The sequence below is a fragment of the Nonomuraea sp. ZG12 genome, from assembly GCF_052068115.1.
Taxonomy (GTDB): domain Bacteria; phylum Actinomycetota; class Actinomycetes; order Streptosporangiales; family Streptosporangiaceae; genus Nonomuraea.
Window position 1 is genome coordinate 86,772 of sequence record NZ_JBQHCW010000028.1, and the last position, 23,100, is coordinate 109,871.

Consider the following 23,100-nt stretch of genomic DNA (forward strand, 5'->3'; position numbering starts at 1 on the left):
GATCACGACCCTTCGGGTGATGAGTCGGTCACGGGGGTCCGCCCTCGGCTGAGCCAGCCGCGCAGCCTTTCGAGCAGGCGGTCCACATCGACCGGCTTGGGCACATAGTCCGATGCGCCCGAGGCGATGCTCTTCTCACGGTCTCCGCGCATGACCTTGGCGGTCAGCGCGATGATCGGCAGGTCGGCGAACTGCGGCATACGCCGGATTGCGGACGTCGTCGCCCAGCCGTCCATCTCCGGCATCATGATGTCCATCAGCACGAGCGCGACATCCTCGTTCCGTTCGAGCTGCTCGATCCCCTCACGTCCGTTTTCAGCGTAGACGATCGTGGAGCCGTGTCGCTCCAGCACGCTGGTCAGCGCGAACACGTTGCGGATGTCGTCGTCGACGATGAGGATCTTCGCGCCGCTGAGCGGGTCGTCGCCCTGCCACTGGCTGCTCTCGACCGGCGCCTCGACCAGCTCGGGCAGCGGCAGGTCCAGCGGCAGCGGGGGCTCCGGCGCCTCGGGCTCCTCGACGGAGGCGGTCATGAGCTGCCTGCGGGGCGCGCCGCCGTCGGTGGCCGCGAGCGGGCCGGTGTAGGAGGCGGGCAGGTAGAGGGTGAACGTGCTGCCCTTGCCCAGCTCGCTGTCCACGTGGATCTCGCCGCCGAGCAGCCGGGCGATGTCCCGGCAGATGGCCAGGCCGAGGCCGGTGCCGCCGTACTTGCGGCTGGTGGTGCCGTCAGCCTGCCTGAACGCCTCGAAGATGACCTCGCGCTTGTCCGGCGCGATGCCGATGCCGGTGTCGACCACCTGGAAGGCGAGCAGGTCGTGGGCGGCGTGCAGGGTCTCGTCGTCGAAGTCGACGTCGTCGGGGGCCGGCACCACCCGCAGCTTCACCTCGCCCTTCGGGGTGAACTTCACCGCGTTGGACAGCAGGTTGCGCAGCACCTGCTGCAGGCGCTGCTCGTCGGCGCGCAGCTCCTGCGGCACGTCCGGATCGACGTCCACGGTGAGCGTCAGGCCCTTGTCCGCCGCCAGCGGGGCGAACGCCGCCTCCAGCAGGTCGACCAGCTTCGGCAGCGACACCTGGATCGGGTGGATGTCCATCCGGCCCGCCTCGACCTTGGACAGGTCGAGCATGTCGTTGATGAGCTGGAGCAGGGCCGAGCCGGCGCCGTGGATGGTGCGGGCGAACTCGACCTGCTGCGAGGTCAGGTTGCCCTCGGCGTTCTCGGTGAGCAGCTTGGCCAGCACCAGGAGGCTGTTGAGCGGCGTGCGCAGCTCGTGGGACATGTTGGCGAGGAACTCGGACTTGTAGCGGGAGGAGACCGCGAGCTGCTCGGCGCGCTCCTCCAGGGTCCGGCGGGCCTGCTCGATCTGGAAGTTCTGGATCTCGATCGCGCGGTTCTGCTTGGCCAGCAGGGCCGCCTTGTCCTCCAGCTCGGCGTTGGACCTGCGCAGCTCCTCCTGCTGGCGCTGCAGCTCGTGGGAGCGCTCCTGCAGCTCGCGGGTGAGGCGCTGCGACTCGGTCAGCAGGTCCTCGGTCCGCGAGTTGGCGATGATCGTGTTCATGGTGACGCCGATGGTCTCCACGAGCTGCGTCAGGAAGTCCAGGTGGACCTCGCCGAACGGGGTGAAGGAGGCCAGCTCCAGCACGCCGAGCACGCGGCTCTCGAACAGGATCGGCAGCACCACGATCTGCGCGGGGGTCGACTGGCTGAGCCCGCTGTCGATGGTGATGAACTTCGGGGGCACGTCGTCGAGGATGATGTGGCGGCCCTCCGCGGCCGCCTGGCCGACGATGCCCTCGCCGATGGCGAAGCGCTGGCGCGGGCCCCGTTCGGGCCGTACGCCGTAGCCGCCGATCAGCAGCAGCTCGTGCTCGCCCTCGGGGTCGACCCCGTAGAAGGCGCCGTAGCGGGCCGACACCAGCGGCGTCAGCTCGCTCATCGTCAGCTTGGCGACCTCGAACAGGTCGCGGTGGCCCTGCATGAGCCGGGAGATGCGGGCCAGGTTGGACTTGAGCCAGTCCTGCTCCTGGTTGGCCTGGGTGGTCTCGCGGAGGTTGGCCACCATCGAGTTGATGTAGTCCTTGAGCTCCGCCAGCTCGCCCTGCGCCTCGACGGCGATCGAGCGGGTCAGGTCGCCGCGCGCCACGGCGCTGGTCACGGTGGCGATGGCGCGGACCTGGGTGGTGAGGTTGCCCGCCAGCTCGTTGACGCTCTCGGTGAGCCGCTTCCAGGTGCCTTCGACGCCTTCGACGCGGGCCTGGCCGCCGAGCTGGCCCTCGGAGCCCACCTCGCGGGCGACTCGGGTGACCTCGGAGGCGAAGGACGACAGCTGGTCGACCATCCGGTTGATGGTGGTCTTCAGCGCGAGGATCTCGCCCTGGGCGTCCACGTCGATCTTGCGGGTGAGGTCGCCGTTGGCGACCGCGGTGGTCACTTCGGCGATGTTGCGCACCTGGTACGTCAGGTTGTTGGCCATGAAGTTGACGTTGTCGGTGAGGTCCTGCCAGACGCCCGACACACCCTGCACCCGCGCCTGGCCGCCGAGCTGCCCCTGCGTGCCGACCTCGCGGGCGACCCGGGTCACCTCGTCGGCGAAGGAGGACAGCTGGTCCACCATCGTGTTGAGGGTGTCCTTGAGCTGGAGGATCTCGCCCTGGGCGTCGACGGTGATCTTCTTGGACAGGTTGCCCTGCGCCACCGCCGACGACACCGCCGCGATCTGGCGCACCTGGGAGGTCAGGTTGTTGGCCATCGAGTTGACGTTCTCCGTGAGGTCCTTCCAGACCCCGGAGACGCCGCGTACCTGCGCCTGGCCGCCGAGCTGGCCCTCGGTGCCGACCTCGCGGGCGACTCGGGTGACCTCGGAGGCGAAGGAGGACAGCTGGTCGACCATCGTGTTCATGGTCGACTTGAGCTCCAGGATCTCGCCCTGGGCGTCGACGTCGATCTTGCGGGTGAGGTCGCCGTTGGCGACGGCCGTGGTCACCTGGGCGATGTTGCGGACCTGGTACGTCAGGTTGTTGGCCATCGAGTTGACGTTGTCGGTGAGGTCCTTCCAGACGCCCGACACGCCCTTGACCTCGGCGCGACCGCCCAGCTTGCCCTCGGTGCCGACCTCGCGGGCGACCCGGGTCACCTCGTCGGCGAAGGAGGACAGCTGGTCCACCATCGTGTTGAGGGTGTCCTTGAGCTGGAGGATCTCGCCCTGGGCGTCGACGGTGATCTTCTTGGACAGGTTGCCCTGTGCCACCGCGGTCGCCACGGTGGCGATGCTGCGCACCTGGGAGGTCAGGTTGTTGGCCATGAAGTTGACGTTGTCGGTGAGGTCCTTCCAGACGCCCGACACGCCCGTCACCTGCGCCTGGCCGCCGAGCTGACCCTCGGTGCCGACCTCGCGGGCGACCCGGGTCACCTCCTCGGCGAAGCCGGACAGCTGGTCGACCATGGTGTTGACGGTGTTCTTCAGCTCGAACATCTCGCCCACCGCGTCGACCGTCACCTTGCGGCTCAGGTCGCCCTTGGCCACCGCGGTGGTCACCACCGCGATGTCGCGCACCTGCGCGGCCACGCGGGACGACATGGTGTTGACAGCCTCGGTGAGGTCGCGCCAGCTCCCGGACATGCCCCGCAGGTTGGCGCTGCCGCCGAGCCGTCCCTCGGTGCCGGCCTCCCTGGCCACATGGGTCACCTCGGAGTTGAACAGGGCGAGCTGGTCCACCATCCCGTTGATGGCCTTGCCGAGCCGGCGCACCTCACCGCGGGCCGAGCGGTCGAGGTCGATCCGGCGCGAGAGGTCACCCTTCGCAACCGCGTCGATGACGTCCGCGGCGCCGCTCACCGGGCTGACGAGGGCGTCGATCAGCGCGTTGACCGACTCCACGCTCTCGGCCCAGGCCCCCACGCCCGGCCCCGGCGTCAGCCGCTCGCCGAACCGGCCTTCCTTGACAACCTCTCGGCGTACTCTGCTCAGTTCGTTGGTGAGGTGCTCACGACGGTCTGCCACCTCGTTGAGCAGCAACCGCACCTCGCTGAGCACGCCGTCAGGCGCGTGCGGGACCCGACGCCGGAAGTCACCGTCACGCCAGGAGAACAGCGTCTCCAGGATCGGGACGAGATCCGCCTCGGTGTAGGTCCTCTCCTCAGCAGTCGGCACGGTCTTGGCCGTTGTCATGGGGCCTCCTTCACTCGCGGGTGACTCCGACGAGTGATTCAAGTCTGTCACGATGAGTAGCTCGTAGTCCTGTCCTTGGATTTACCCCAAGTCAACGGGAAGTGTGGTAGGCACGGTGGGATGACTGCTTCTGCTCATGCGGTGCTCGCGGCTACGTTCGCGCCCGACGAGACCGCTGTGATGGATGCGATGAGGTTCACGCGCGAGGTGATGACCGCGTGGGCCACCGGAGGCATGCTCCATATCGCCGAGCAGGTCGCGGGCGATCTTGCGGCACAGGTCGTGGACGAGCCGTTCGAGATGATCTGGAAGCATTACGGAGATGCTGTCCAGGTCGAGCTGAGGCAGCGAAGCACGTCACAGGGCGATCCGAAGGCTCCTTCCGTCAACGTGGAGCAGTGGGGGATCACCTTCGCGGGCGATTCCCGTGTCCACTGGGCTAGGCTCACGCTACCTGGCTCTCCGGACCAAGTGGGTTCGGAGTGGCTGGAGCACACCTCCAGAGGGCCACACTGGCTGGGCTTCCTCGCCGACGCCAGCGATCTGCTGGCCGGCACGCTGGATCCCGACATGGTGCCCGCCATCATCGCCCAGATCGTGGTGCCCCGGCTGAGCAGCTGGTGCGCCGTCTACACCGCCGACAGCGCGTCCGGGCCGCTGCGCCTGGTCTACCTGTGGCACGCCGACGAGGCCAGGATCGACGGGCTGCGCGAGCAGCTCGCCGAGATGGACGTGAGCGCCGTCGGCACCCGCGTCGCCTCGACCTTCCACCTGGCCGACTCCCAGGTGCTCGCCGTCCCGCTGACCGCCAGGGGCCGCGGCCTCGGGGTGATGTGCCTGGGCCGGCCCGACCGCTTCACCGACGAGGTCATCCAGTTCGCCGAGGACATCGGCAGGCGCGCCGCGCTGGCCACCGACAACGCCAGGGTGTACGCCCAGCAGGCCGCCGCCAACCGCGCCCTGCAGCGCAGCCTGCTGCCACCGAGCGAGCCGGAGGTGCCCGGCCTCGACTACGGCGTCGTCTACGAGCCCGCAGGCGAGGTCAACGAGGTCGGCGGCGACTTCTACGACCTGTTCAAGGCCGGCGACGACTGCTGGCGGTTCGCGATCGGCGACGTCTGCGGCACCGGCCCCGAGGCCGCCGCCGTCACCGGCCTGGCCCGCCACACACTGCGGCTGCTCGCCCGCGAGGGCTACGGCGTGGCCGCCGTGCTCGGCCGCCTCAACCAGGCGATCCTCGAAGAGGGGGAGCGGGCCAGGTTCCTGACCCTGCTGCACGGCGACATCACGCCGGTGGAGACGGGCCTGGAGGTGCGGCTGGTGTCCGCCGGTCACCCCGAGGCGCTGTGCCTCAGGGCGAACGGCGAGGTGGAGGCGGTGACCACCCCGCAGTCACTGCTCGGCGTCTTCCAGGAGGTGGTGTTCGAGGCCGACACCATCCACCTCGACCACGGCGACGTGCTGCTCGCGGTCACCGACGGGGTGACCGAGCGGCGGTCGGACGGCCGCCTGCTCGACGACGACGGCGGCCTGGCCAAGATGCTCGCCGAGTGCGCGGGGCTGTCGGCCAGAGCCGTGGCCGAGCGGATCCGCAGAGGGGCCGCGGACTTCGCGGTCGAGCCGAGCGCCGACGACCTGGCCATCCTGGTCCTGCGCGCCCGCTGACCGCCGGGTCACACGTCAGCGCTCGTCAGCGCTCGTCAGCGGCCGTTCACGTGCTTGCGGGCGAACTCCAGCTGCAGCGTCGTCTGCGCGAGGCGCTCGGCGACCACCAGGCTCTCCCGGACGGCGTCGTAGGTGTAGACCTCGTGCTCGCGGCCGTGCTCGGCCAGCTGGCTGACGTACTGGTTGATCTGACGCAGCGGGCAGCGCAGGTCGTTCTCGCCGGACAGGATGAGCACGGGGCTCTTGACCTGGTCGACGTAGGTGATCGGCGAGCTGGCGGCGTAGCGCTCCGGATGCTCGTCCGGCGAGCCGCCGAACAGCGCCCGGTGGTGCGCGCGCAGGCTCCCTGTCTCGTCCTCGTAGGAGGTGCGGTGGCAGGCGATCGGGACGGCCGCGATCCCGGCGGCCCACAGGCCCGGCTGGGTGCCGAGGCCGAGCAGCGTCAGATAGCCGCCCCAGGCGGTGCCGGCCAGGATGAGCCGCCCGGGGTCGGAGATGCCGCGATCGACGACGTACTGGCGCACCGCCGCGACGTCGGCGAGCTCGATGTGCCCGACCTCGCCGTACAGGGCGTCGCGCCACTTGGAGCCGTAGCCGGTCGAGCCGCGGTAGTTGACCCGGACCACGGCGAAGCCGGCGTCGACCCAGGCCGCCACCTCCGGGGAGAAGGCGTCGCGGTCGTGCTTGGACGGGCCGCCGTGCAGGAGGAAGACGGTGGGGAAGGGCGCGACGGCGTTCTCCGGCCGCGAGACGAGCGCGTGGATGCGCCCGCCGGGGCCTTCGACGTCGAGGTCCTCGACCGGGACGCTCGGCGGCGCGGCGGGACCGCCGGCGTTCAGCACGACCTGGCCGTTGGTGGAGCGGATGACGGGCGGGCGGGAGGCGCTCGACCAGGAGTACTCGACATAGCCGCCGGGGCGGGGCGTCGCCTCCTCGATCACGCCGAGCGGCGTCTCGATCAGGGTCAGCCCGCCGCCTGCCAGGTCGTAGCGGTGCAGATAGGTGCGGGCCCGGTCGTCGCGGCGCAGCAGCAGGCCGCGGCCGTCGTGGTACCAGTCGGCGGTCAGGTCGCCGGTGTCCCGCAGCCAGATCTCACGCTGCTCGCCGGTCTCCGGATCCCAGACCAGGGGCTCGGAACGGTGGCGGCGCTCGTGCAGGGCGAGCATGCGGTGGTCGCCCGGCACGGGGGCGAAGGTGAGGCCGGCCACGCCCTTGCCGGGGCCGTCGTGGAGCTCGCCGACGACCTCTCCGGACTGCCGGACGACGCGGAGCGCAGGGTGGCGGAAGTCGCCGTACTCGCCGTGGTTGATCGCGACGAGCTCGCCGTCCAGGGACATGTCGGCGACCCAGGCGGCCTCCGTGTGCTCGTACAGCAGACGGGACGGCTGGCCCTTGGAGACCAGGTGGATGGTGAAGGCGCCCTCGCCGGCCAGGCTGATCGCGGTGACGCCGGTGGCGGACAGGGCGATGCCGCTCGGCTGGCCGGGCGCCAGGTCGGGGGCGGCGGGCTCGTCGGGGCCGCCGTTGAACGGCTGGCGCTGCCACACGCCGACCTCTTCGCCCTCGGTGTCGGCGAACCAGTAGATCCACTGGCCGGTCGGGTCGATGGCGGCGTGGACGGTGCCGCGGGGCCTGTCGGTGACCTGGCGGGTGGCGCCGGTCGCGCGGTCCCAGGCGTAGACCTCCCACGTCCCGGTGACGTTGGAGCGGTAGATCGAGCGGTTGGGGGCCAGACGAGCCCAGGATGGCAGCGACATGCGCGATGCCCGGAACCTGGCGTGCCAGCGTTCCTCGGCCTTCATCCGGTCGCGCCCCCTCCCTCTGCTAACCCGTGCCTTCAGGGCGTGGGCTGCCGTCCAGTATTGCGCCTGCGTCGCGGAAATACTCCAGGAATGTGGGGGAATTTCGGACTAAATGCCCCATCAGTAACATGTGCCTCATACGCCCGTCAAGCGACATCCCTTGACTCAGATGTCACCTCGAAGGTAGATAGGTGAAATCTCGCCCTCGCGACCACTTTTTCCCGCCTTTTCCCGCCGTTGCGGGAGAAAAAGGACGAAATCCGTTGCTCTAGCTGGGCTGTGTCAGTGTGCCACGCGCTGGGCCCCATCCCCACCACTCCGAGGATGTCGGCAGGTCCCAGCTCCATGTCGAACGCCACCTCCCGCCGCCGCGCCTCGGTGAACCCTTCCAGGCTGCGAGCCAGCCGGCTCTCCTTCTCGGCGTCCACCGAGAGCAGTCCCAGCTCCTCGACCAGCGGACTCAGGTGCTCCGGCGCGGGGGTCACGACGATCACCGCGCCACCGGGCCGCAGAATCCTGCGGAACTCGGGCCCGTTCCTGGGCGCGAACACGTTGATCACCACATCCGCCGTCCCGTCCAGGATCGGCAGCGGCCGCCAGACGTCCGCCACGAACGCGCCCAGCCGGGGATGCGCCCGCGCGGCCCGGCGTACGGCATGTTTGGACACGTCGAACGCCATCCCGATGCCCTGCGCCGTCGCTTCGAGCACGGCCGCCAGGTAGTAACCGGTCCCGGTGCCCGCGTCGACGACGACCGGCCGCCTTCCCAGCCACGCCCGTCGCCTTTCATGACCAATGCTCACTTCCGCCCCACCGTACGCCTCCATCGCGCTGTCGTCAGCCGGGTGTGCGAACGATTCGGCGGGAAAATCACGCGTGACCCTGGCGCTCACGGCCTGGGCGAGGGCTCGGGCGAGCGGGGCGTAGTGGCCCGCGTTCAGGAAGTCGGCGCGGGCGGCGACCATGGCCGTGCTGTCGGCCGTGCCCGGCGGCCGGGAGCCGACCAGCAGGCTGACGTATCCCTGCTTGGCGACGTCGTAGCCGTGCCCGTTCGCGCACCTGAGCGCGGGGTGCTCCAGCCGCAGCGGCCGTCGGCAGACGGGGCAGGCGAGGTGTTTGACGATGTCGGCCAGCATGTGTTCATTGTCGGTCACATACTCGCCTGCAGGATGAACTCGGCGTTGGAGGTGGTCTCGCGGAGCTTGCCGATGAGCATCTCCAGGCCCTGCTGCCTGCCCAGCGAGCCCAGCATGCGGCGCAGCCGCCACACGGCCTGGCGCTCCCGCTCGGGAAGGAGGATCTCCTCCCGCCGGGTGCCGGAGGCGTCGAGGTCGACGGCGGGGTACAGGCGGCGCTCGGCCAGGTCGCGCACCAGGTGCAGCTCCATGTTGCCGGTGCCCTTGAACTCCTCGTACAGACTGTTGTCCATCCGGGAGCCGGTGTCGACCAGCGCGGTGGCGAGGATCGTCAGCGAGCCGCCGCCCTCCACGTTGCGCGCGGCGCCGAAGAAGCGCTTGGGCGGGTACAGGGCGGTGGCGTCGAGGCCGCCGGTGAGCACGCGCCCGCCGCCGGGCGCCACGTTGTTGTACGCGCGGCCGAGCCGCGTCAGGGAGTCGAGCAGCAGGACGACGTCCTCGCCGTTCTCGACCAGCCGCTTGGCCCGTTCGATGGCCAGCTCGGCGATGCGGGTGTGGTCACGGTCGGGGTGGTCGAAGGTGGAGGAGAAGATCTCGGCGCGCACCGAGGCGCGCATGTCGGTGACCTCTTCGGGCCGCTCGCCGACCAGGAGCAGCATGAGGTGCACGTCGGGGTGGTTGCGCGTGATGGCGGCCGCCATCGCCTGCAGGACCATGGTCTTGCCGGCCTTGGGCGGGGCGACGATGAGGCCGCGCTGGCCCTTGCCGATGGGCGCGAACAGGTCGATGACGCGGGTGCTGAGCGACTCGGTCTCCAGGTGGAGGCGTTCGCGCGGGTGCACGGGCGTCAGGTCGCCGAAGTGCGGCCGGTGCCGCCACTCGGTCCGGCCGTTGACGGCCTCGACGCCGATCAGCTTGCCGCCGCTCGCCGAGGCGACGACATGGTCGCCGGGGCGCAGGCCGAGCTGCTTGGCCTTGTCCGGGTGCAGCCGGACGTCGTCGGGTGCGGGCAGGTTTCCGGTGCGGATGAAGGCGGCCCGGTCCTGTACGTCCAGCAGGCCCGCGACCTGACTGGTGTCGGACGTGTGGGCACGCTGACGGGGAAGGGTGTTGACAGACATGGTGACCCCTTGAGGGTGCGCCGAACGGAGTCGGCGGTGAAGTGATGAAGAAGCCCGTGCCGGCCTCTGCAGGGGGGCCCGGGGAAGGAACAGCGGAGCCTGAGCTCAACGCTGGACGCAACGTATCACACGTCGCTGCCCAGTCAACGCCTAGCCATGTTGAGCTATTCCCGGGCGGTTCTCGTGTCTTTACCCGCGCTTGGGGCAGCAGTCCGTAACAATGTTCTTGTCACTCCACCGCGGGCGAGTACCTCGCCGGGCCGGGTGCGAAGAACGACACGGAGCCCGCAAGCGTTCTGCAGGACCTTTGCAATGCGTACGGGCTTCCATGGAAGAAGAAGAATCCTAGGGGGATGACATGAACACCACCCACTGCCCACGTTGTCACAACGAGCTCGACGAGGGCCCGATCATGTACCGGTGCGCCCACTGCTGCCGCGCCGTCTTCGCCGCGGACCTGGAGAACGAGTACGTTCCGCGTCACCCCGTGGCCGCCTAGTCTGGGCGGATGCCGCACCAGTCGAAGGTCATCGCGGGCGTCGAAGTGACGCCGCTCTGTGACGCCGTGGGCCCCATGGGCGAGGCGATCCGCCGCCCGCTGGCGGAGATGTTCCCGGGAGGGAGTCTCGCCGAGGCGCAGTGGACCCTCCATTTCCACTGCTACCTGCTCCGCGATCCCGCCGGCCGTCTGACGCTCGTCGACACGGGCATCGGCGGCGTCGACTCACCGGCGTCGAGTTGGGCGCCGGTTCCCGGCACCCTGCGGGGCGAGCTGGCCGCCGCGGGCGTCGAGCCCGCCGAGATCAGCACCGTGATCCTCACGCACCTGCACAGCGACCACGCCGGTGGGGCCGTCGCCGACGGGCGGCCGCTGTTCGAGAACGCCCGCTACGTGCTCCAGCAGGCCGAGTTCGACGCCGCCCGCGGCCCGATGCTCGACCAGGTCGTCACCCCGCTCAAAGGGCAGCTGCAGGTCGTCGACGGCGACGCGGAGATCGCGCCGGGCGTGCGCGTCCACCTGGCGCCCGGACACACGCCCGGGCACCAGATCGCCCGGGCCGGCGACCTCGCCATGACCGGCGATCTCGTGCTCCACCCGGTGCAGCTCGACGACCCGGCCGTGCGCTACCTGTATGACGACGACCCGGACCGGGCCGCCGCCACCCGCGCCGAGGTGCTCGCCGAGCTGCGGGCCGAGCACGCCATCCTCGCCACCGCCCACTTCAGCGAGCCGTTCCTCAGGCTCTAGCGCCCGGCCGGCACCGCCAGGTCCGTGAGCAGGGACGACGGCAGGAACACGCTCGCCGTCAGACCGCCGTAGGGCGACGGGCTGAGCGAAACCTTGATCCCATGCCGGGACGCCAGCCGGCCGACCACGAACAGGCCCAGCCGGTCGCTCTGCGCCAGGTCGAACTCCGGCTTCTCGGCGAGACGGGTGTTGAGCTCGTCGAGCTCGGTTCGGGGCAGGCCCAGGCCGCGGTCCTCCACCTCGACGGTGAGCCCGTTCGGGGTGGCCGTGGTGCGCAGGTCCACCCGGGTCCGCGGCGGCGAGAACAGCGTGGCGTTCTCGACCAGCTCGGCCATCAGGTGCGCGACGTCGGTGACGGCGGCGCCGGTCAGCGCCAGAGGCGGCGGCTGCAGCACCTCCACCCGCTGGTACTCCTCCACCTCGGCCACGGCGGCGCGCAGCACGTCCATGATCGGCACCGGGTTGCGCCAGCCACGGCCCGGCGTCTGGTCCGACAGGATGATCAGGCTCTCCGCGTGCCGGCGCATACGGGTGGTCAGGTGGTCGAGCTTGAACAGGTCCTCCAGCACCGTCGGGTCCTCGGTGCCCCGCTCCATGCCGTCCAGCTGCAGCAACTGGCGGTGCAGCAGCGACTGGTTGCGCCTGGCCAGGTTGACGAAGACCTGGTTGACGCCGTGGCGCAGCCTGGCCTGGCTCACCGCGGCCTCCACGGCCGTGGACTGCACGTTGTTGAACGCCTGGACGATGTCGCGTACCTCGGACGTCTCGGCCTTGACCTCCAGCGGCTCGACCTCGGCCGACGAGGACGGGTTCGCGGACGTACGCAACCGATCGACCAGCTGGACCAGCCGCACCTCGGCCAGCTCGGTGGCGGCGTCGCGCAGGCCGGCGAGCTCGCGTACCAGGCGCTTGCGGAAGCGCAGCGACAGCAGGATGGAGGCGACCACGGCAAGCAGCCCGGCCCCGCCCGCCACGCCGATCTTGGCGAGGATGCCGGCGGCGGCGGGCGTGATGCGCTCGGCGACGGCCTGGCTGGAGTTGCGCTGGTTGCGCTCGGTGGCCTTCCACAGGTTGTTCGCGTCGACCGGCCAGGTGGACGCGGTGGCGGGCAGGCCGTTCATGATGGCCTGCCCCTTCATGGCGTCCTCGGTCTCGATGAACTCGGTGTAGATCGGCGAGATGATGAGCCGCTGGTACGGCGTGCGCAGCTCGTCGTCGAGGTTGGACAGCGCCTGGGACCAGAGCAGGCGCCGGGTGGCGACCATGTCGGCGAAGGCCTCACGCTCGCCGGTGCCCATCCTGCCCCGGCTGACGATAAGCGTGATCATGGCCCGTTCGCGGGACAGCAGCTCCTTGGCCTCGCCCAGCATGGCCAGCGCCTTGACGTTGCGGTAGAGCGACATCTCGGGCACCAGGATCATCGCGTCGTACAGGCGGAAGGACGCGTCCACGATCTGGCTGTAGCCGTTGATCAGGTCGAGCGGGGTGGAGTTGAGGCTGTCGACCTCGCGCCTGAGCTGAGGGAGCTGGTCGACCTTGCGGTAGAGGTCAGTGAGCTGCGCGGTCATCTCGGGGCTGAGGTTGCGCTGCGCACCGGCCAGCTCGCGGAAGGACTGCACTGCCTTGTCGGTGATGTCGCGCTGGACGACCAGCCCGGTGTTGTTGCGTCGCGCGGTCACGTACTGCACCGAGGACAGGCGCTCGTTCTGCAGGTGGGTGGTGAGCTGTTCGGAGGGGGCCGCGAGGTTGGTCGCCAGCTCGTCGATCTCCAGCATGCGCAGCCCGTCGCCCGCGGTCAGGGCAGCGGCGAACGCCCATAAGCCGACCAGCGAGGTCAGGGGTACGAGGAGGAGGATGAGGAGCTTGATCGCGATAGGGCGGCCACGTGTGGGGGGCATGCGACCTCCGGGTGCATGATGAGAGCGCCTCGCAGATTACACCCCCCATGCCGGAATGCCGCGAATCTCCGGGCGGATCCTCCGGCGCGAGGGCGGCCGGCCCCCGCGCCGGTGGGGTCACCGCGCGGTTTCCTCCGTGCGGCCGGCGACCAGTCGGTCGTCGCTGGTGCGCTCGTGTTCGAGCTTTCGCTGCAGCTCCCGCTTCTCCTCCTCCAGCTTGGCCACGCGGTCGGAGGCGTCGGCGCGGACGCTGCGCAGCCGGCGACGGCGCTGCGCCGACCTGCGCGAAGCCTGTGCGATCAGCCAGATGCCCACCAGCAGGACGGCCGCCGTGGCCGCCCCCGCGAGGAACATCTCGATGTGGTTCGGCTCGAAGGTGATGCCGAACAGGACATACCTGGCGCTCTCCTCGGTGGCGATCAACACGACCGCGGCACCGGCGAGCAGAACCAGTAACAGACCCAGGAAGATCATTTGAACTCACCCCTTGTCTCAGGCGAGTCTCAACTGCCCACACTCCGGCGCGGTATGCCCTCTGTGGCAGGGGGTTGCGGACATGATGGCGTTCATGAGACCGGAGCCGGGCCAGGTGCTGCACTTCTCCGAAGATCCGACCATCGAGCGGTTCGTCCCGCACGTCGCGCCGACCTCGCAGCTACGCGAGCCGTACGTCTGGGCGGTCGCCGCCGACCGCTGCCCTGACTACTGGTTCCCCCGCGCCTGCCCGCGAGCCATGGCCTGGAAGGGCCCGAGAACCACCGAGGAGGACGCCGGGAGGATCATCGGCGCCGGGAGTGGGGACCGGGTGCACGCGGTCGAGTACGGCTGGCTCAGGGCGATCATGGATGTCCGCCTGTACGCCTACCGGCTGCCCGCCGAGCACTTCTCGCCCGTCGGGGAGCCCGCGCACGCCGTCGTCGCGCGGGTGCCGGTGCGGCCGCTCGGCCCGCCGGAGCCGGTCAGCGACCTGCTGGAGCTGCACGAGCAGGCCGGGATCCAGCTCCGCGTGCTGGACAACCTCTGGCCCTTCTGGAGCCAGGTGACGGCGAGCACGCTGGAGTTCAGCGGGATCCGGCTGCGGAACGCTCGTCGATGAGTCCGGACAGCGTCTCCAGCTCCATCGAGCCCGGCCGCCGCCTCTCCCGCGCGAACCTGTTGGCCTCGCGCTGCAGCACCGCGTTGGCCGGGGTGGGGATGCCGAGCTCGCGGCCGAGCAGGACGATCTCCCCGTTGAGGTAGTCGGCCTCGATCGAGCCGGTGCCCCTGGCGAGGCTCTGCCAGGACGAACCGCCGTCGCGGGTCTCGCCGCCGATCGGCAGCACCTCCACCCGGTCGCGGCGGAGCTCGCGCTCCTCGCGGGGCGTGGAGTAGACGAGGCCGGCCTCTTCGAGCACCGCCATGCCCTCCGCACGGGCCTGCTCCATGATCTCTTCCACGCCTGGCCCGTGGCCGACGAGGGCCTCGACGGCGTTGTTCAGGTTGCCCAGCAGCTTGCCGTACTTCCAGCGCATCACCTCGGGCGAGGGCAGCGCGATGAAGGAGCTGCCGTCGAGATCGGTGGCGATCTGCTTGGCCATCGCGTCGGCGCCGTGCGGGTAGCAGCCGATGTGCAGCAGGCCCGAGCGCGGTGATCCGTAGCAGGCCACGACGCCGGGCTCGGTGTGCTGGGCCGGCAGCCACACGCACATGCCGTAGACCCGGTCGAACCTACGCAGGGCGACGCGTTCGTTCTCGACGCCGTTCTGCGCGCAGACCACGGGCAGGTGCCTCGGCCACGGGTCGAGCGCGCCCATCGTGTCCTGGGACTTGGTCGCCAGGATCAGCACGTCGTCCTCGCGGACCGGCACCGGGCCGGCCGCCACGGGGATGTGCATCCGGAGGTCGTCGTGCGGAGTGATCAGGCGCAGGCCGTCACTCTTCAACGCTTCGTAGTGGGGCCCCCGGGCGATCAGCAGCACGTCGTGCCCGCTCTGGTGCAGCCGGGCTCCGATGGTGCCGCCGATCGCCCCCGCTCCGATCACGATGTAGCGCATGATTCAGAGGATGTCATCTCTCACTTCACGAGTGCCACCTGGGTCCTGGGCGCGTCCGCCGCGCGAAATCGTTCGCGCAGGATCGTCCTGAGCACGCGCAGGCCGTCGCGCACGGCGTGCAGGTTGCTCTCGCCGTGGATGCGGCAGCGCTCGTGGCTGGGCACCTCCCGGATGGTCAGCCCGGCCTGGACGGCGCGGACGTTCATCAGGGTCTCGATCTCGAAGCCGTCGCAGTCGAGGTCGAGGGCGGCGAGGTGGTGGGCCCAGAAGGCGTTGTAGCCGTAGCACAGGTCCGTGTACGAGGTGCCGTACAGCAGGTTCGTCAGGCCCGTCAGGGCTCTGTTGCCGAGCGAGCGAAGCCGGCTGAGGTCGTCGGAGCCCCCGCCGGGCGCGTAGCGGGAGCCCTTGGCGAAGTCGGCGCCGTCGACGAGCGCGGTGACGAACGAGAAGATCTCCCTGCCGTCGGTGGATCCGTCAGCGTCGATCATGACGATGATGTCGCCCTTGGCCGCCGCGAAGCCTTCGATGAGCGCGTTGCCCTTGCCGCGCCTGGTCTGGGTGACCACGTGCAGATCGGGGCGGAGGGTGCGCGCCACCGCGACGGTGTCGTCGCTGGAGTTGCCGTCGACGAGGATGACCTCGTCGATCCATGAGGGGAGGGTCGCGAAGACGTGGGGCAGGTTGTCGGCCTCGTTCATCGCGGGGACGATGACGCTTACGCTGACGGAGAAGGGCTGCCTGTTCATGTGGTCAAGGTTCACCATCACACATGCAAGTCGCTTGACTACGCCTTGCATTGATTGCGGACCTATGTGTTCACCTGGGACTGTTTTCTTGCCGTGACCTGGGGTCACATGTGATTCAGGAGCACTGTTGCCCGACTTGACCTGATAGGTCAAATATGTGCGGCTAGCGTAGCAGTGGCAGTCTGCCCGTGTGGCGCTCCACCTCCGCGCGCGGCCCGAGCAGGCTCACGGCGAAGTACGACAGGTCCTCCACGGCGGCGCCGGCGAGCTCGGCCAGATAATCGTCGTAGACGTCGGCCCGCTGCGCGATCGCCGCCATGTCCGTGACGAGCAGCTCCGGATCGCCCGCCGCGTCGTCCCTGACGCGCTTGACGACCGCGGCCGGGGCGGCCAGCACCGTGCAGCCGGTCCACGGCAGGCCCGCGTGAGCCTGCCCGGAGGCGTCGAGCCCGCCCGAGCCAAGGATCGCCGGCGCCGCCTGGCTCACCGACGCCGCCAGACACGCCGCCGCGTTCGCCTGCAGCCCGCGGGGCAGGTCGCGATCCACCACGATCACCCATTTGACCGGCAGCTTCTTCGTGGGCAGGTCGCTGCGGCGGTCGATCTCCATGATGACCATCAAGGTCTCCCTCTGTCCGAACTTGCTAAGGAAGACTCGCGCTTGTCTCGGCGATGGAGCAACGTCAACAGGCCCATTCCGAAGAAAGTTCGGAACATCGTGAGAGCATGGGCCCGTGGACGAACTTGATACGGCCATCCTGGTCGAGCTGCAGCGTGACGGCCGCCAGACCAACCGCGAGCTCGCCGAGCGCATCGGCATCGCCGCCTCCACCTGCCTCGAACGGGTGCGCTCGCTGCGCGGCGACGGCGTGATCGAGGGCTTCCACGCCGAGGTCAACCTCGACGCCATCGGCAGGCCGGTGCAGGCGCTCATCCACGTCCGGCTGCACCCGAAGATCCGCGAGGCGGTGGAGGGTTTCCGCGACTACGTCGCCGCGCTGCCCGAGACGCTCGCCGTCTTCGTGGTGTCCGGCGGCGACGACTTCATCATCCAGGTGGCCGTGCGCGACACCACCCATCTGCGCGACTTCGTCCTCGATCACGTCGCGCGCCACCGCAACATCGCCGACGTGCGCACCTCGCTGGTCTACGACCACATCCGCAAGACCTCCGTCGAGGTCCTGCCCCCCGGACGCGCCACCAGGCCGCGCACCGGCCGCAAGTCCCGCTAGCCGGCCCCTTGGCCGACCCTTGGCCGACTTCCTCGGCGACTCCTCAGACGACCACGGCCTCGTCGGCCCTCGCCAGGATCTCCTCGACGGTCTCGGCGGGCGTCTGTGCCGAGGTGTCGAGCCAGAGGCCGATGCGCGGGGTGTCGCGGCGCAGCGCCGTGTCGAGCTGCGCCACCGTCCAGGCGCCGTAGCCCGTCTTGGCCCGCTCCCGCTCGCGCCGCTCGACGGTGGCCGCGTCGGGCGCCAGCACGACCACCATCAGCGGACGGCTGCGGATCAGCTTCACGAACAGCGACAGCTCCGGTCCGAGCACCACGTCCTGCACGATCGGGGTGAACCCCTCCTCGACGTACAGATCCGCCGCGGCCGCCGCGATCCGGTAGCGCAGGTGAAGCTGGCGCAGCGCCTCCCGCGACGGCTCCGGCGTCATCCCCTCGCCACCGCTGACCACCATGCGCCTGAACACGTCCCCCCGTACGTGCGCCGACCGGGGCAGCCGCTCGGCCAGCGCCTGCCCGACCGTGGACTTGCCCGAGGCGGAGATCCCGGTGATCAGGAAGACCCCCTTCACACGCCGACCAGCTTCCGCACCCGGTCCGCGCCCACCGCCAGCAGCAGCGTGGGCAGCCGGGGCCCGGTGTCGCGCCCGACCAGCAGCTTGTAGAGCAGCGCGAAGAAGGCCCGCTGCGCCGTCTTCACCTCGGGCGTCGGCTTGGCGTCCGCCGCCAGCCCGGCGCGCACCTTCGGCACGCCGTACACCAGCGTGGTGAGCCCGTCGAGCGACCAGTGCTCGTCCAGCCCCTCGACCAGCAGCCGCAGCGAGTCGCGCTCATCGTCGCCGAGCGAGCCGAGCAGCTCCGCGTCGGGCTCCTCGCGCACCCGGGTGCGCTGGTCGGCGGCCACCTGCGTGTCGATCCACCGCTGCGCCCGGTCCAGCCTCGGCCGGGCGTCCTCCAGCGAGGTGATCGCGTCGAGGTCGCCCAGGATCCGCAGCGTCTGGTCGGGGTCGCCGGTCGTGACGTCCACGATGGAGGCCAGCGTGCGGTAGGCCACCGGCCACGGCGTCTCCGGCAACGACCTCTCCGCCGTCCGTACGGCCCGGTTGTAGGCGGCCAGCTCCGACGGCTGGCAGCTCCCGTCGGCGACCTTGCGGCCCAGGGCGTCCCACTCGTCGTAGAGCCGCTGGATCTCCTGGTCGAAAGCGATCTTGAAGGACTGGGACGGCTTACGGCGCGCGTACAGCCAGCGCAGCACCGGCGCCTCCATGATCTCCAGCGCGTCGGCCGGAGTCGGCACGTCACCCTTGGAGCTGCTCATCTTGGCCATGCCGGTGATCCCGACGAAGGCGTACATCGGCCCGATCGGCTGCTCGCCGCCGTACACCTCGCCCACCAGCTGCCCGCCGACGATCCACGCCGACCCCGGCGAGTGATGGTCCACCCCCGACGGCTCGAACACCACCCCTTCGTACGCCCACCGCATCGGCCAGTCGACCTTCCACACCAGCTTGCCGCGGTCGTGCTCGGCCAGCCGCACGGTCTCCCCGAACCCGCAGGCGCACGTGTAGGCCAGCTCGGTGCTGTCGTCGTCGTAGGCGGTGACCGTGGTCAGATCACGCTCGCACAGCTCGCAATAGGGCTTGTACGGGTAGTAGGCGGCGCTCTCCTGGACCGTCTCCTTCGTCCGGTAGCGCGCCAGGACCGCGTCGATCCGGTCACGCTCCCGCATGGCGGTGAGGATCTGCTCCCGGTAGGCGCCGGAGGTGTACTGCTCGGTCTGGCTGATGCTCCGGTATTCGACGCCCAGCTCGGTCAGCGCGGCCTCCATCGGGGCCTTGAAGTGCGCGGCCCAGGAGTCGTGCGCGCTGCCGGGAGGCGCGGGCACCGAGGTCAGCGGCTTGCCGATGTGCTCGGCCCACGCCGGGTCGACGCCCGCGGGCACCCGGCGGAAACGGTCGTAGTCGTCCCAGGACAGCAGGTGCACGCACTCGTGCCCACGCCGCCTGATCTCGTCGGCGACCAGGTGGGGGGTCATCACCTCGCGCAGGTTGCCCAGATGGATCGGCCCTGACGGGCTCAGCCCGGACGCGCACACGATCGGTTTGCCCGGCGCGCGACGCTCCGCCTCGGAGATCACCTCGTCCGCGAACCTGGATACCCAGTCGGTCTCCGTGCTGTCAGCCACGCTCATCGCGCCATTCTTGCGGTTCGTCCGCCTTCAGGCGAACGTGATGCCCAGATCTACCGGGCGGTTCTACTGGGCAGTGCGCCAGGTCTGCTCCTCCACCAGCTCCCGGCTCCGCCAGCCGTCCTCGGTGCGCCGCATCCGGTGGTGGTACCAGCCGCCGCCCTGCAGCAGGCCCTCGGTCCCCGCGGGGATCAGCTCTCTCGACGGGGCGAGGGTGTCGGTGAACGGCGCGTGCACGACCGCCTCACCGTCCTCGAAGCCGATCACGGCGGCGCCCACCAGATGCAGCCGCCCCGGCCAGTGGGAGAGCACGGACGCCAGCCAGGACTTGACCTCCGGCAGCGTCCCCCGGATCCCGCCCGCCGACCGGTAGTCGATCACCGCGTCCGGGGTGAACACCTCGTCGAGGTCGTCCCACCGCCCCGAGTCGATGGCGTAGGTGTAACGGGCCAGCACGTCGATGATCTCCGAACGGTCCATCCGGTGAGCCCCTTGGTCTGTTCGCCTGGTCTATTCGCCGGTCCTGCCGTCGATCCGCTCGCGCAGCAGGTCGGCATGGCCGTTGTGGCGGGCGTACTCCTGAATGACGTGCACCAGGATCCGCCGGTGGGACACGTCGTTGCCGTCGCGCTGCCGCTTGGCGACCGCGTCCAGCGGCAGCCCGGCCGACACCTTGCGCGCCCGCTCGATCTCCTCACGCCAGGTGGCGATGGCCTCCCCGGCCGACGCGCCGTCGACCTCGTCGAAGTCGGCGTCCTGCCGCTCCTCCTTGCCGTACAGCAGGGGCACGTCCTCGTCGTCCAGCATCCGCCGGAACCAGGCCCGCTCGACGTGCGCCATGTGCCGCACCAGCCCGAGCAGGGACATGCCCGACGGCGGCACGGCCCGGCGGCGCAATTGCTCATCCGACAGTCCGGCGCACTTGGCCGCGAGGGTCTCGCGATGCCAGTCGAGCCAGCTGTAGAGGATGGCTCGCTCGTCGCCGTCGTAGATGGGAGGAATGCGCTCGTCCATGACGAAAACCTACTCGCCCGCAAGCCCGGTTAGGCTTTCGGTGTGGCGAGATCGCTGCTGGACCACTTGGACTATTACGTCATCCTGGCCGAGGCAGGCGTCGGTGAGGCTGAGGCGATCGTCGTGGAGGAGCTCGTGCTCGCCGGTGACGGCACCGCGACCGGTCTCGACAGCGCCGGGTGGGGCGCGGCCGACAGCGCCGGGTGGGGCGCGGCCGGGGGTGGCTGGTGGAGTTCTGCCGCGTTCGCTCGCGAGCTGCGCACCGACGCCGGGCTGCGTGGGCGGGCCGTCCCGGTCCGTCGCCGCGAAGCCGAGAGCGCCTACCGCCGGCTCGCCGGGGCCGAGCTGCCCGGTGAGGGGACGTTGCGCGGCCTCTTCCAGGACCGCCTGCCGCTGGCCGGTTCGCCGCCGCTGGTGCTCACCCCTCCGGAGCCGCCCGACGGCTTCCACGAGCTTCGGGTCTATCGCGTCCTGTTCGCGGGCGACCTGGGCGAGGACAGCCTGCCTCGGCTTCGGGAGGTCTGGCGGATGTCGCTCGCCGACCCTGGGGAGCGGGTCGTCGGCACGGCCGCGGCGCGCGTGGCCGGCGACGCGTTCACCTGGGACGTACGCCGGATCGGCCCCGGCACGGCCTGGTGCCTCGACGTGACCGTACGCCTGGGCGGCCCTTCCGACGCCGCCGTCGGGCCGTTGCTGCGCGAGCTGACCGCGGTGATGCGGGCCGAAGGGCTGATCCCGGTGACGATCGAGCGCTTCTCCTGAGGCGCCCCGGTCCCGCACGGCGGAAGGCCCGTACGGCGAAAGGTCCGTACAGCGGGCCCGCACGGCGGAAGGCCCGCTCGCGGTCGTGCGAGCGGGCCTGGTACGGCGAGTCAGATCAGATGTTCACCTGGTGCCAGGCGCCCTTCCTGATCACGTAGTCGCTGTACTTGCCGATCTGGCTGACGCGGATGCGGACTTTGTCCACGTTGTGGTTCCAGAAGGCGAAGTGCTTCACCGTGCCGGCGTCGCACAGCTTGTAGGAGGGGGCGCTGTCCCACTTCCAGTTCGGCTGGTGGAGGTGGTGGACCTTGACCTGGACGAAGGCGCACTTGCCGCCCTGCTCGAGGGTGCGGAAGTCCAGGTCGTACAGCCGGCCCCTGACCTGGACGTTGTTCGACGTCTCGGCCCCGTTCCAGTTGACCCGGACCGTGCCGTTGGCCCTGGCCTTGAAGTTGCTGGAGTAGTACGAACCCCAGCTCTCCACGGCCGGGCCGGCGACCAGCGGCTGGGGGTCGGTGGAGGTGTAGGTGGAGGTGGAGGCGGAGGCGGGGGCGCCCATGACCACGGCGGTGGCGGCGGTGGCGGCGGCGAGGGTGACCAGGGTACGAATCGAGCGACGCATGATGACTCCTTGAGGGTGAGGACTTCTGGGTTTCCCCCAAGGTCCTCAGGTGCTTTTCGGGGTGTACATCACCATTGATAGGCGCATCCGCCTGCTAGCCACTTACGCCGCCTATGCGCATACCTGCAGGGTGCTGTATCCGTGGTTGCACGTGCCGATATCAGTCAGGCGGTGGCGAGCCCGCCTCGCCGGCCGCCGCCTCCCTCTTCGTCCTAGTTCGAGAAGCCGCCCGACCGGCTCCATCGCAGCGTGGCCGAGCCGCGCCTGAAGGTGACCTCCTTGCCGCCGTCGCTCGCCGACACCCGCTCCCAGCCGTCGAAGCTCCTGGTCAGGTGGTGGTCCCAGGTGCGCAGGCCGCCCACGCCCACGGCCGCGACGGACTCCATCGGCGGCTCGCCGTCCGAACAGTAGACGCCGAAGTCCGCCACGGCCGTGACGGTCCCGCCGAACGCCCGCAGGTGGATCCCCTGGCACGCCTCGGTCTTGGTGCCGTAGATCAGGCGCGGCTTCGTCCACCCGGCGGCCCGCAGGCTGGAGTGCTGTTCGTAGAGGCCCTTGCCGCGCCGATAGTGCATGGCCACCCGCCGCCCGTCGTCCAACTCCACCGTGGCGTTGTACGGATCCCCGGTGCCGTGCCACGGGATGTCGCTCTTGCGGAGCTCGTGGGCCCTCGGAGAGGCGGCGGCGGTCGGCGCGGACGCCGCCGGGGCAGGGGTCGCCCGTGCGACCGTCGGCTCCTGACCACCGCAGGCCGCCACCGTCACCAACAGCAGCATCACGGCCGACGCCGACGTGCTTGTCTTACGCATACCCCACGGTCCTCCTCGCCACGGCGACTGTTGTCAAGATGTGGGCCCCTGGTCGAGGCCCGGCCACTCCCTTATCCGCTCGAGTGCCTTCCTGGCCTCCGCGTCGGCATTGCCGATGAGAGCGCCCGCTCTGGCCAGATAGGTGAACGTACCGTCCTTCTCCGCCTGCTTGATCAGCTCTGGTGTCTTGAGCGCGGTGAAGAAGCCCAGGACCGTGTCGAGGAAGAAGAGCCGGTTGCCGATGGCCGGGCTCACCTGCGCCACCCGCTCACTCAGGGAGTTCGGCGCTCATGTCGCCGGCGATCCGCTTCAGCTCGCGTGCGTTCGCCATGACGGGAATCGTGCTGCCAGGTGCGTTGCGCGTTGCGGATCGCGACAGAGAAGATTCCGGTGACCCCGACGACGACAAGCAACGAAAACGCATATATAAGTATTTTTCGTATTGAGCCGCTTTCTGTAGGTGAGTTACTGCCACGGGCGTGTTTCGGCGGCCCGCTCCTGCCGGACTTCGCGCAGCTCAGTACTGCCATGTCAGCACATCCTTTCCGTTCTGCTCGGCGCCGGTCGCCGCAAGTTAGCGCCGGTCTTCGGGGGACGGTCCCGGGCATGCCGGCTCCTGCGGTCGGGGCACGCGTAGGAAATGTGAGGTAAAACT

The 23,100-nt window shown here is 69.9% G+C and carries 23 protein-coding genes; 7 read left to right on the forward strand and 16 right to left on the reverse strand.

Features of this window, described 5'->3' with window-relative positions; translation table 11 throughout:
- Window positions 1-2 precede the first annotated feature (2 nt).
- Window positions 3-4,169 carry a HAMP domain-containing protein gene (locus ACTMTF_RS42115; RefSeq protein ID WP_441115705.1) on the reverse strand — a complete coding sequence of 1,389 codons (4,167 nt, stop codon included), beginning with the start codon at window positions 4,167-4,169 and terminating at the stop codon, window positions 3-5.
- A gap of 189 nt (window positions 4,170-4,358) precedes the next feature.
- Between ACTMTF_RS42115 and ACTMTF_RS42120 the strand changes: the two genes are divergently transcribed.
- Window positions 4,359-5,834 carry a PP2C family protein-serine/threonine phosphatase gene (locus tag ACTMTF_RS42120; protein WP_441115706.1) on the forward strand — a complete coding sequence of 492 codons (1,476 nt, stop codon included), beginning with the start codon at window positions 4,359-4,361 and terminating at the stop codon, window positions 5,832-5,834.
- Window positions 5,835-5,869: 35 nt separating this feature from the next.
- Here ACTMTF_RS42120 and ACTMTF_RS42125 read toward each other — a convergent pair whose 3' ends face one another.
- The 3 genes from ACTMTF_RS42125 to rho all read right to left on the reverse strand — a co-directional run bounded on the left by ACTMTF_RS42125 (window position 5,870) and on the right by rho (window position 9,893).
- Window positions 5,870-7,636 carry a S9 family peptidase gene (locus ACTMTF_RS42125; RefSeq protein WP_397006570.1) on the reverse strand — a complete coding sequence of 589 codons (1,767 nt, stop codon included), beginning with the start codon at window positions 7,634-7,636 and terminating at the stop codon, window positions 5,870-5,872.
- Window positions 7,637-7,782: 146 nt separating this feature from the next.
- Complete coding sequence (locus tag ACTMTF_RS42130; protein ID WP_441115707.1) at window positions 7,783-8,790, reverse strand: putative RNA methyltransferase; 1,008 nt, start codon at window positions 8,788-8,790, stop codon at window positions 7,783-7,785.
- Window positions 8,787-9,893 (reverse strand): transcription termination factor Rho, encoded by a 1,107-nt coding sequence (gene rho / locus ACTMTF_RS42135; RefSeq protein WP_441115708.1) that lies wholly within the window; start codon window positions 9,891-9,893, stop codon window positions 8,787-8,789. The genes ACTMTF_RS42130 and rho overlap by 4 nt, the downstream gene beginning before the upstream one ends.
- A 358-nt stretch (window positions 9,894-10,251) precedes the next feature.
- Here rho and ACTMTF_RS42140 point away from each other — a divergent pair, with 358 nt between their 5' ends.
- Both ACTMTF_RS42140 and ACTMTF_RS42145 read left to right on the forward strand, forming a co-directional pair.
- On the forward strand, window positions 10,252-10,392 hold the full coding sequence (locus ACTMTF_RS42140; protein WP_397006565.1) for a hypothetical protein: 141 nt from the start codon (window positions 10,252-10,254) through the stop codon (window positions 10,390-10,392).
- 9 nt (window positions 10,393-10,401) lie between these two features.
- The gene (locus tag ACTMTF_RS42145; RefSeq protein ID WP_441115709.1) at window positions 10,402-11,142 is read left to right on the forward strand and encodes an MBL fold metallo-hydrolase; all 741 of its coding nucleotides are present in this window, start codon (window positions 10,402-10,404) and stop codon (window positions 11,140-11,142) included.
- Here ACTMTF_RS42145 and ACTMTF_RS42150 read toward each other — a convergent pair.
- Both ACTMTF_RS42150 and ACTMTF_RS42155 read right to left on the reverse strand, forming a co-directional pair.
- Window positions 11,139-13,040: a sensor histidine kinase gene (locus tag ACTMTF_RS42150; protein ID WP_441115710.1), complete on the reverse strand. Its 1,902-nt coding sequence runs from the start codon at window positions 13,038-13,040 to the stop codon at window positions 11,139-11,141. The two genes, ACTMTF_RS42145 and ACTMTF_RS42150, sit on opposite strands and share 4 nt — an antisense overlap.
- Before the next feature lie 117 nt (window positions 13,041-13,157).
- Entirely contained in the window at window positions 13,158-13,514 is a 357-nt protein-coding gene (locus ACTMTF_RS42155) for a hypothetical protein (protein WP_441115711.1), read from the reverse strand.
- 94 nt (window positions 13,515-13,608) lie between these two features.
- Here ACTMTF_RS42155 and ACTMTF_RS42160 point away from each other — a divergent pair, with 94 nt between their 5' ends.
- The gene (locus tag ACTMTF_RS42160; protein ID WP_397006557.1) at window positions 13,609-14,136 is read left to right on the forward strand and encodes a DUF6886 family protein; all 528 of its coding nucleotides are present in this window, start codon (window positions 13,609-13,611) and stop codon (window positions 14,134-14,136) included.
- On the opposite strand, the gene ACTMTF_RS42165 is transcribed toward ACTMTF_RS42160, so the two are convergent.
- The 3 genes from ACTMTF_RS42165 to ACTMTF_RS42175 all read right to left on the reverse strand — a co-directional run bounded on the left by ACTMTF_RS42165 (window position 14,102) and on the right by ACTMTF_RS42175 (window position 16,438).
- Window positions 14,102-15,073 carry a ketopantoate reductase family protein gene (locus ACTMTF_RS42165; protein WP_441115712.1) on the reverse strand — a complete coding sequence of 324 codons (972 nt, stop codon included), beginning with the start codon at window positions 15,071-15,073 and terminating at the stop codon, window positions 14,102-14,104. The genes ACTMTF_RS42160 and ACTMTF_RS42165 overlap by 35 nt on opposite strands.
- A 20-nt stretch (window positions 15,074-15,093) precedes the next feature.
- Window positions 15,094-15,819, reverse strand: a complete 726-nt coding sequence (locus ACTMTF_RS42170; RefSeq protein ID WP_397006553.1) for a glycosyltransferase family 2 protein — start codon at window positions 15,817-15,819, stop codon at window positions 15,094-15,096.
- A 163-nt stretch (window positions 15,820-15,982) separates the two neighbouring features.
- A complete protein-coding gene (locus tag ACTMTF_RS42175) occupies window positions 15,983-16,438 on the reverse strand; it encodes a DUF2000 domain-containing protein (protein ID WP_441115713.1) in 456 nt (151 codons plus the stop codon).
- A 115-nt stretch (window positions 16,439-16,553) separates the two neighbouring features.
- Here ACTMTF_RS42175 and ACTMTF_RS42180 point away from each other — a divergent pair, with 115 nt between their 5' ends.
- Entirely contained in the window at window positions 16,554-17,051 is a 498-nt protein-coding gene (locus tag ACTMTF_RS42180) for an Lrp/AsnC family transcriptional regulator (protein WP_441115714.1), read from the forward strand.
- Between the two features lie 43 nt (window positions 17,052-17,094).
- On the opposite strand, the gene ACTMTF_RS42185 is transcribed toward ACTMTF_RS42180, so the two are convergent.
- From ACTMTF_RS42185 to ACTMTF_RS42200, 4 genes are all read right to left on the reverse strand, one after another.
- Window positions 17,095-17,622: an AAA family ATPase gene (locus ACTMTF_RS42185; RefSeq protein ID WP_441115715.1), complete on the reverse strand. Its 528-nt coding sequence runs from the start codon at window positions 17,620-17,622 to the stop codon at window positions 17,095-17,097.
- On the reverse strand, window positions 17,619-19,241 hold the full coding sequence (gene lysS, locus ACTMTF_RS42190; protein ID WP_441115716.1) for a lysine--tRNA ligase: 1,623 nt from the start codon (window positions 19,239-19,241) through the stop codon (window positions 17,619-17,621). Before lysS ends, ACTMTF_RS42185 begins: the two co-directional genes overlap by 4 nt.
- A gap of 63 nt (window positions 19,242-19,304) precedes the next feature.
- On the reverse strand, window positions 19,305-19,718 hold the full coding sequence (locus tag ACTMTF_RS42195) for a nuclear transport factor 2 family protein (RefSeq protein ID WP_441115717.1): 414 nt from the start codon (window positions 19,716-19,718) through the stop codon (window positions 19,305-19,307).
- 30 nt (window positions 19,719-19,748) lie between these two features.
- On the reverse strand, window positions 19,749-20,252 hold the full coding sequence (locus ACTMTF_RS42200; protein WP_397006541.1) for a DinB family protein: 504 nt from the start codon (window positions 20,250-20,252) through the stop codon (window positions 19,749-19,751).
- A 42-nt stretch (window positions 20,253-20,294) separates the two neighbouring features.
- Between ACTMTF_RS42200 and ACTMTF_RS42205 the strand changes: the two genes are divergently transcribed.
- A complete protein-coding gene (locus ACTMTF_RS42205) occupies window positions 20,295-21,014 on the forward strand; it encodes a hypothetical protein (protein WP_441115718.1) in 720 nt (239 codons plus the stop codon).
- Window positions 21,015-21,129: 115 nt separating this feature from the next.
- On the opposite strand, the gene ACTMTF_RS42210 is transcribed toward ACTMTF_RS42205, so the two are convergent.
- The 3 genes from ACTMTF_RS42210 to ACTMTF_RS42220 all read right to left on the reverse strand — a co-directional run bounded on the left by ACTMTF_RS42210 (window position 21,130) and on the right by ACTMTF_RS42220 (window position 22,700).
- On the reverse strand, window positions 21,130-21,636 hold the full coding sequence (locus tag ACTMTF_RS42210) for a hypothetical protein (protein WP_441115719.1): 507 nt from the start codon (window positions 21,634-21,636) through the stop codon (window positions 21,130-21,132).
- Window positions 21,637-21,848: 212 nt separating this feature from the next.
- Window positions 21,849-22,445, reverse strand: coding sequence for a hypothetical protein (locus ACTMTF_RS42215; RefSeq protein ID WP_441115720.1), 597 nt, complete (start codon window positions 22,443-22,445; stop codon window positions 21,849-21,851).
- Between the two features lie 33 nt (window positions 22,446-22,478).
- Window positions 22,479-22,700 (reverse strand): hypothetical protein, encoded by a 222-nt coding sequence (locus ACTMTF_RS42220; RefSeq protein ID WP_441115721.1) that lies wholly within the window; start codon window positions 22,698-22,700, stop codon window positions 22,479-22,481.
- Between the two features lie 35 nt (window positions 22,701-22,735).
- On the opposite strand from ACTMTF_RS42220, the gene ACTMTF_RS42225 reads away from it, so the two are divergent.
- Window positions 22,736-22,891, forward strand: a complete 156-nt coding sequence (locus ACTMTF_RS42225; RefSeq protein WP_441115722.1) for a hypothetical protein — start codon at window positions 22,736-22,738, stop codon at window positions 22,889-22,891.
- Window positions 22,892-23,100 lie beyond the last annotated feature (209 nt).

Coding starts and splice junctions, on each gene's coding strand:
- ACTMTF_RS42115 (WP_441115705.1), bottom strand. CDS start 4,169: ATGACAACGGCCAAGACCGTGCCGACTGCTGAGGAGAGGACCTACACC.
- ACTMTF_RS42120 (WP_441115706.1), top strand. CDS start 4,359: ATGAGGTTCACGCGCGAGGTGATGACCGCGTGGGCCACCGGAGGCATG.
- ACTMTF_RS42125 (WP_397006570.1), bottom strand. CDS start 7,636: ATGAAGGCCGAGGAACGCTGGCACGCCAGGTTCCGGGCATCGCGCATG.
- rho (WP_441115708.1), bottom strand. CDS start 9,893: ATGTCTGTCAACACCCTTCCCCGTCAGCGTGCCCACACGTCCGACACC.
- ACTMTF_RS42140 (WP_397006565.1), top strand. CDS start 10,252: ATGAACACCACCCACTGCCCACGTTGTCACAACGAGCTCGACGAGGGC.
- ACTMTF_RS42145 (WP_441115709.1), top strand. CDS start 10,402: ATGCCGCACCAGTCGAAGGTCATCGCGGGCGTCGAAGTGACGCCGCTC.
- ACTMTF_RS42150 (WP_441115710.1), bottom strand. CDS start 13,040: ATGCCCCCCACACGTGGCCGCCCTATCGCGATCAAGCTCCTCATCCTC.
- ACTMTF_RS42155 (WP_441115711.1), bottom strand. CDS start 13,514: ATGATCTTCCTGGGTCTGTTACTGGTTCTGCTCGCCGGTGCCGCGGTC.
- ACTMTF_RS42160 (WP_397006557.1), top strand. CDS start 13,609: ATGAGACCGGAGCCGGGCCAGGTGCTGCACTTCTCCGAAGATCCGACC.
- ACTMTF_RS42165 (WP_441115712.1), bottom strand. CDS start 15,073: ATGCGCTACATCGTGATCGGAGCGGGGGCGATCGGCGGCACCATCGGA.
- ACTMTF_RS42170 (WP_397006553.1), bottom strand. CDS start 15,819: ATGAACAGGCAGCCCTTCTCCGTCAGCGTAAGCGTCATCGTCCCCGCG.
- ACTMTF_RS42175 (WP_441115713.1), bottom strand. CDS start 16,438: ATGGTCATCATGGAGATCGACCGCCGCAGCGACCTGCCCACGAAGAAG.
- lysS (WP_441115716.1), bottom strand. CDS start 19,241: ATGAGCGTGGCTGACAGCACGGAGACCGACTGGGTATCCAGGTTCGCG.
- ACTMTF_RS42195 (WP_441115717.1), bottom strand. CDS start 19,718: ATGGACCGTTCGGAGATCATCGACGTGCTGGCCCGTTACACCTACGCC.
- ACTMTF_RS42200 (WP_397006541.1), bottom strand. CDS start 20,252: ATGGACGAGCGCATTCCTCCCATCTACGACGGCGACGAGCGAGCCATC.
- ACTMTF_RS42210 (WP_441115719.1), bottom strand. CDS start 21,636: ATGCGTCGCTCGATTCGTACCCTGGTCACCCTCGCCGCCGCCACCGCC.
- ACTMTF_RS42215 (WP_441115720.1), bottom strand. CDS start 22,445: ATGCGTAAGACAAGCACGTCGGCGTCGGCCGTGATGCTGCTGTTGGTG.
- ACTMTF_RS42225 (WP_441115722.1), top strand. CDS start 22,736: ATGTCGCCGGCGATCCGCTTCAGCTCGCGTGCGTTCGCCATGACGGGA.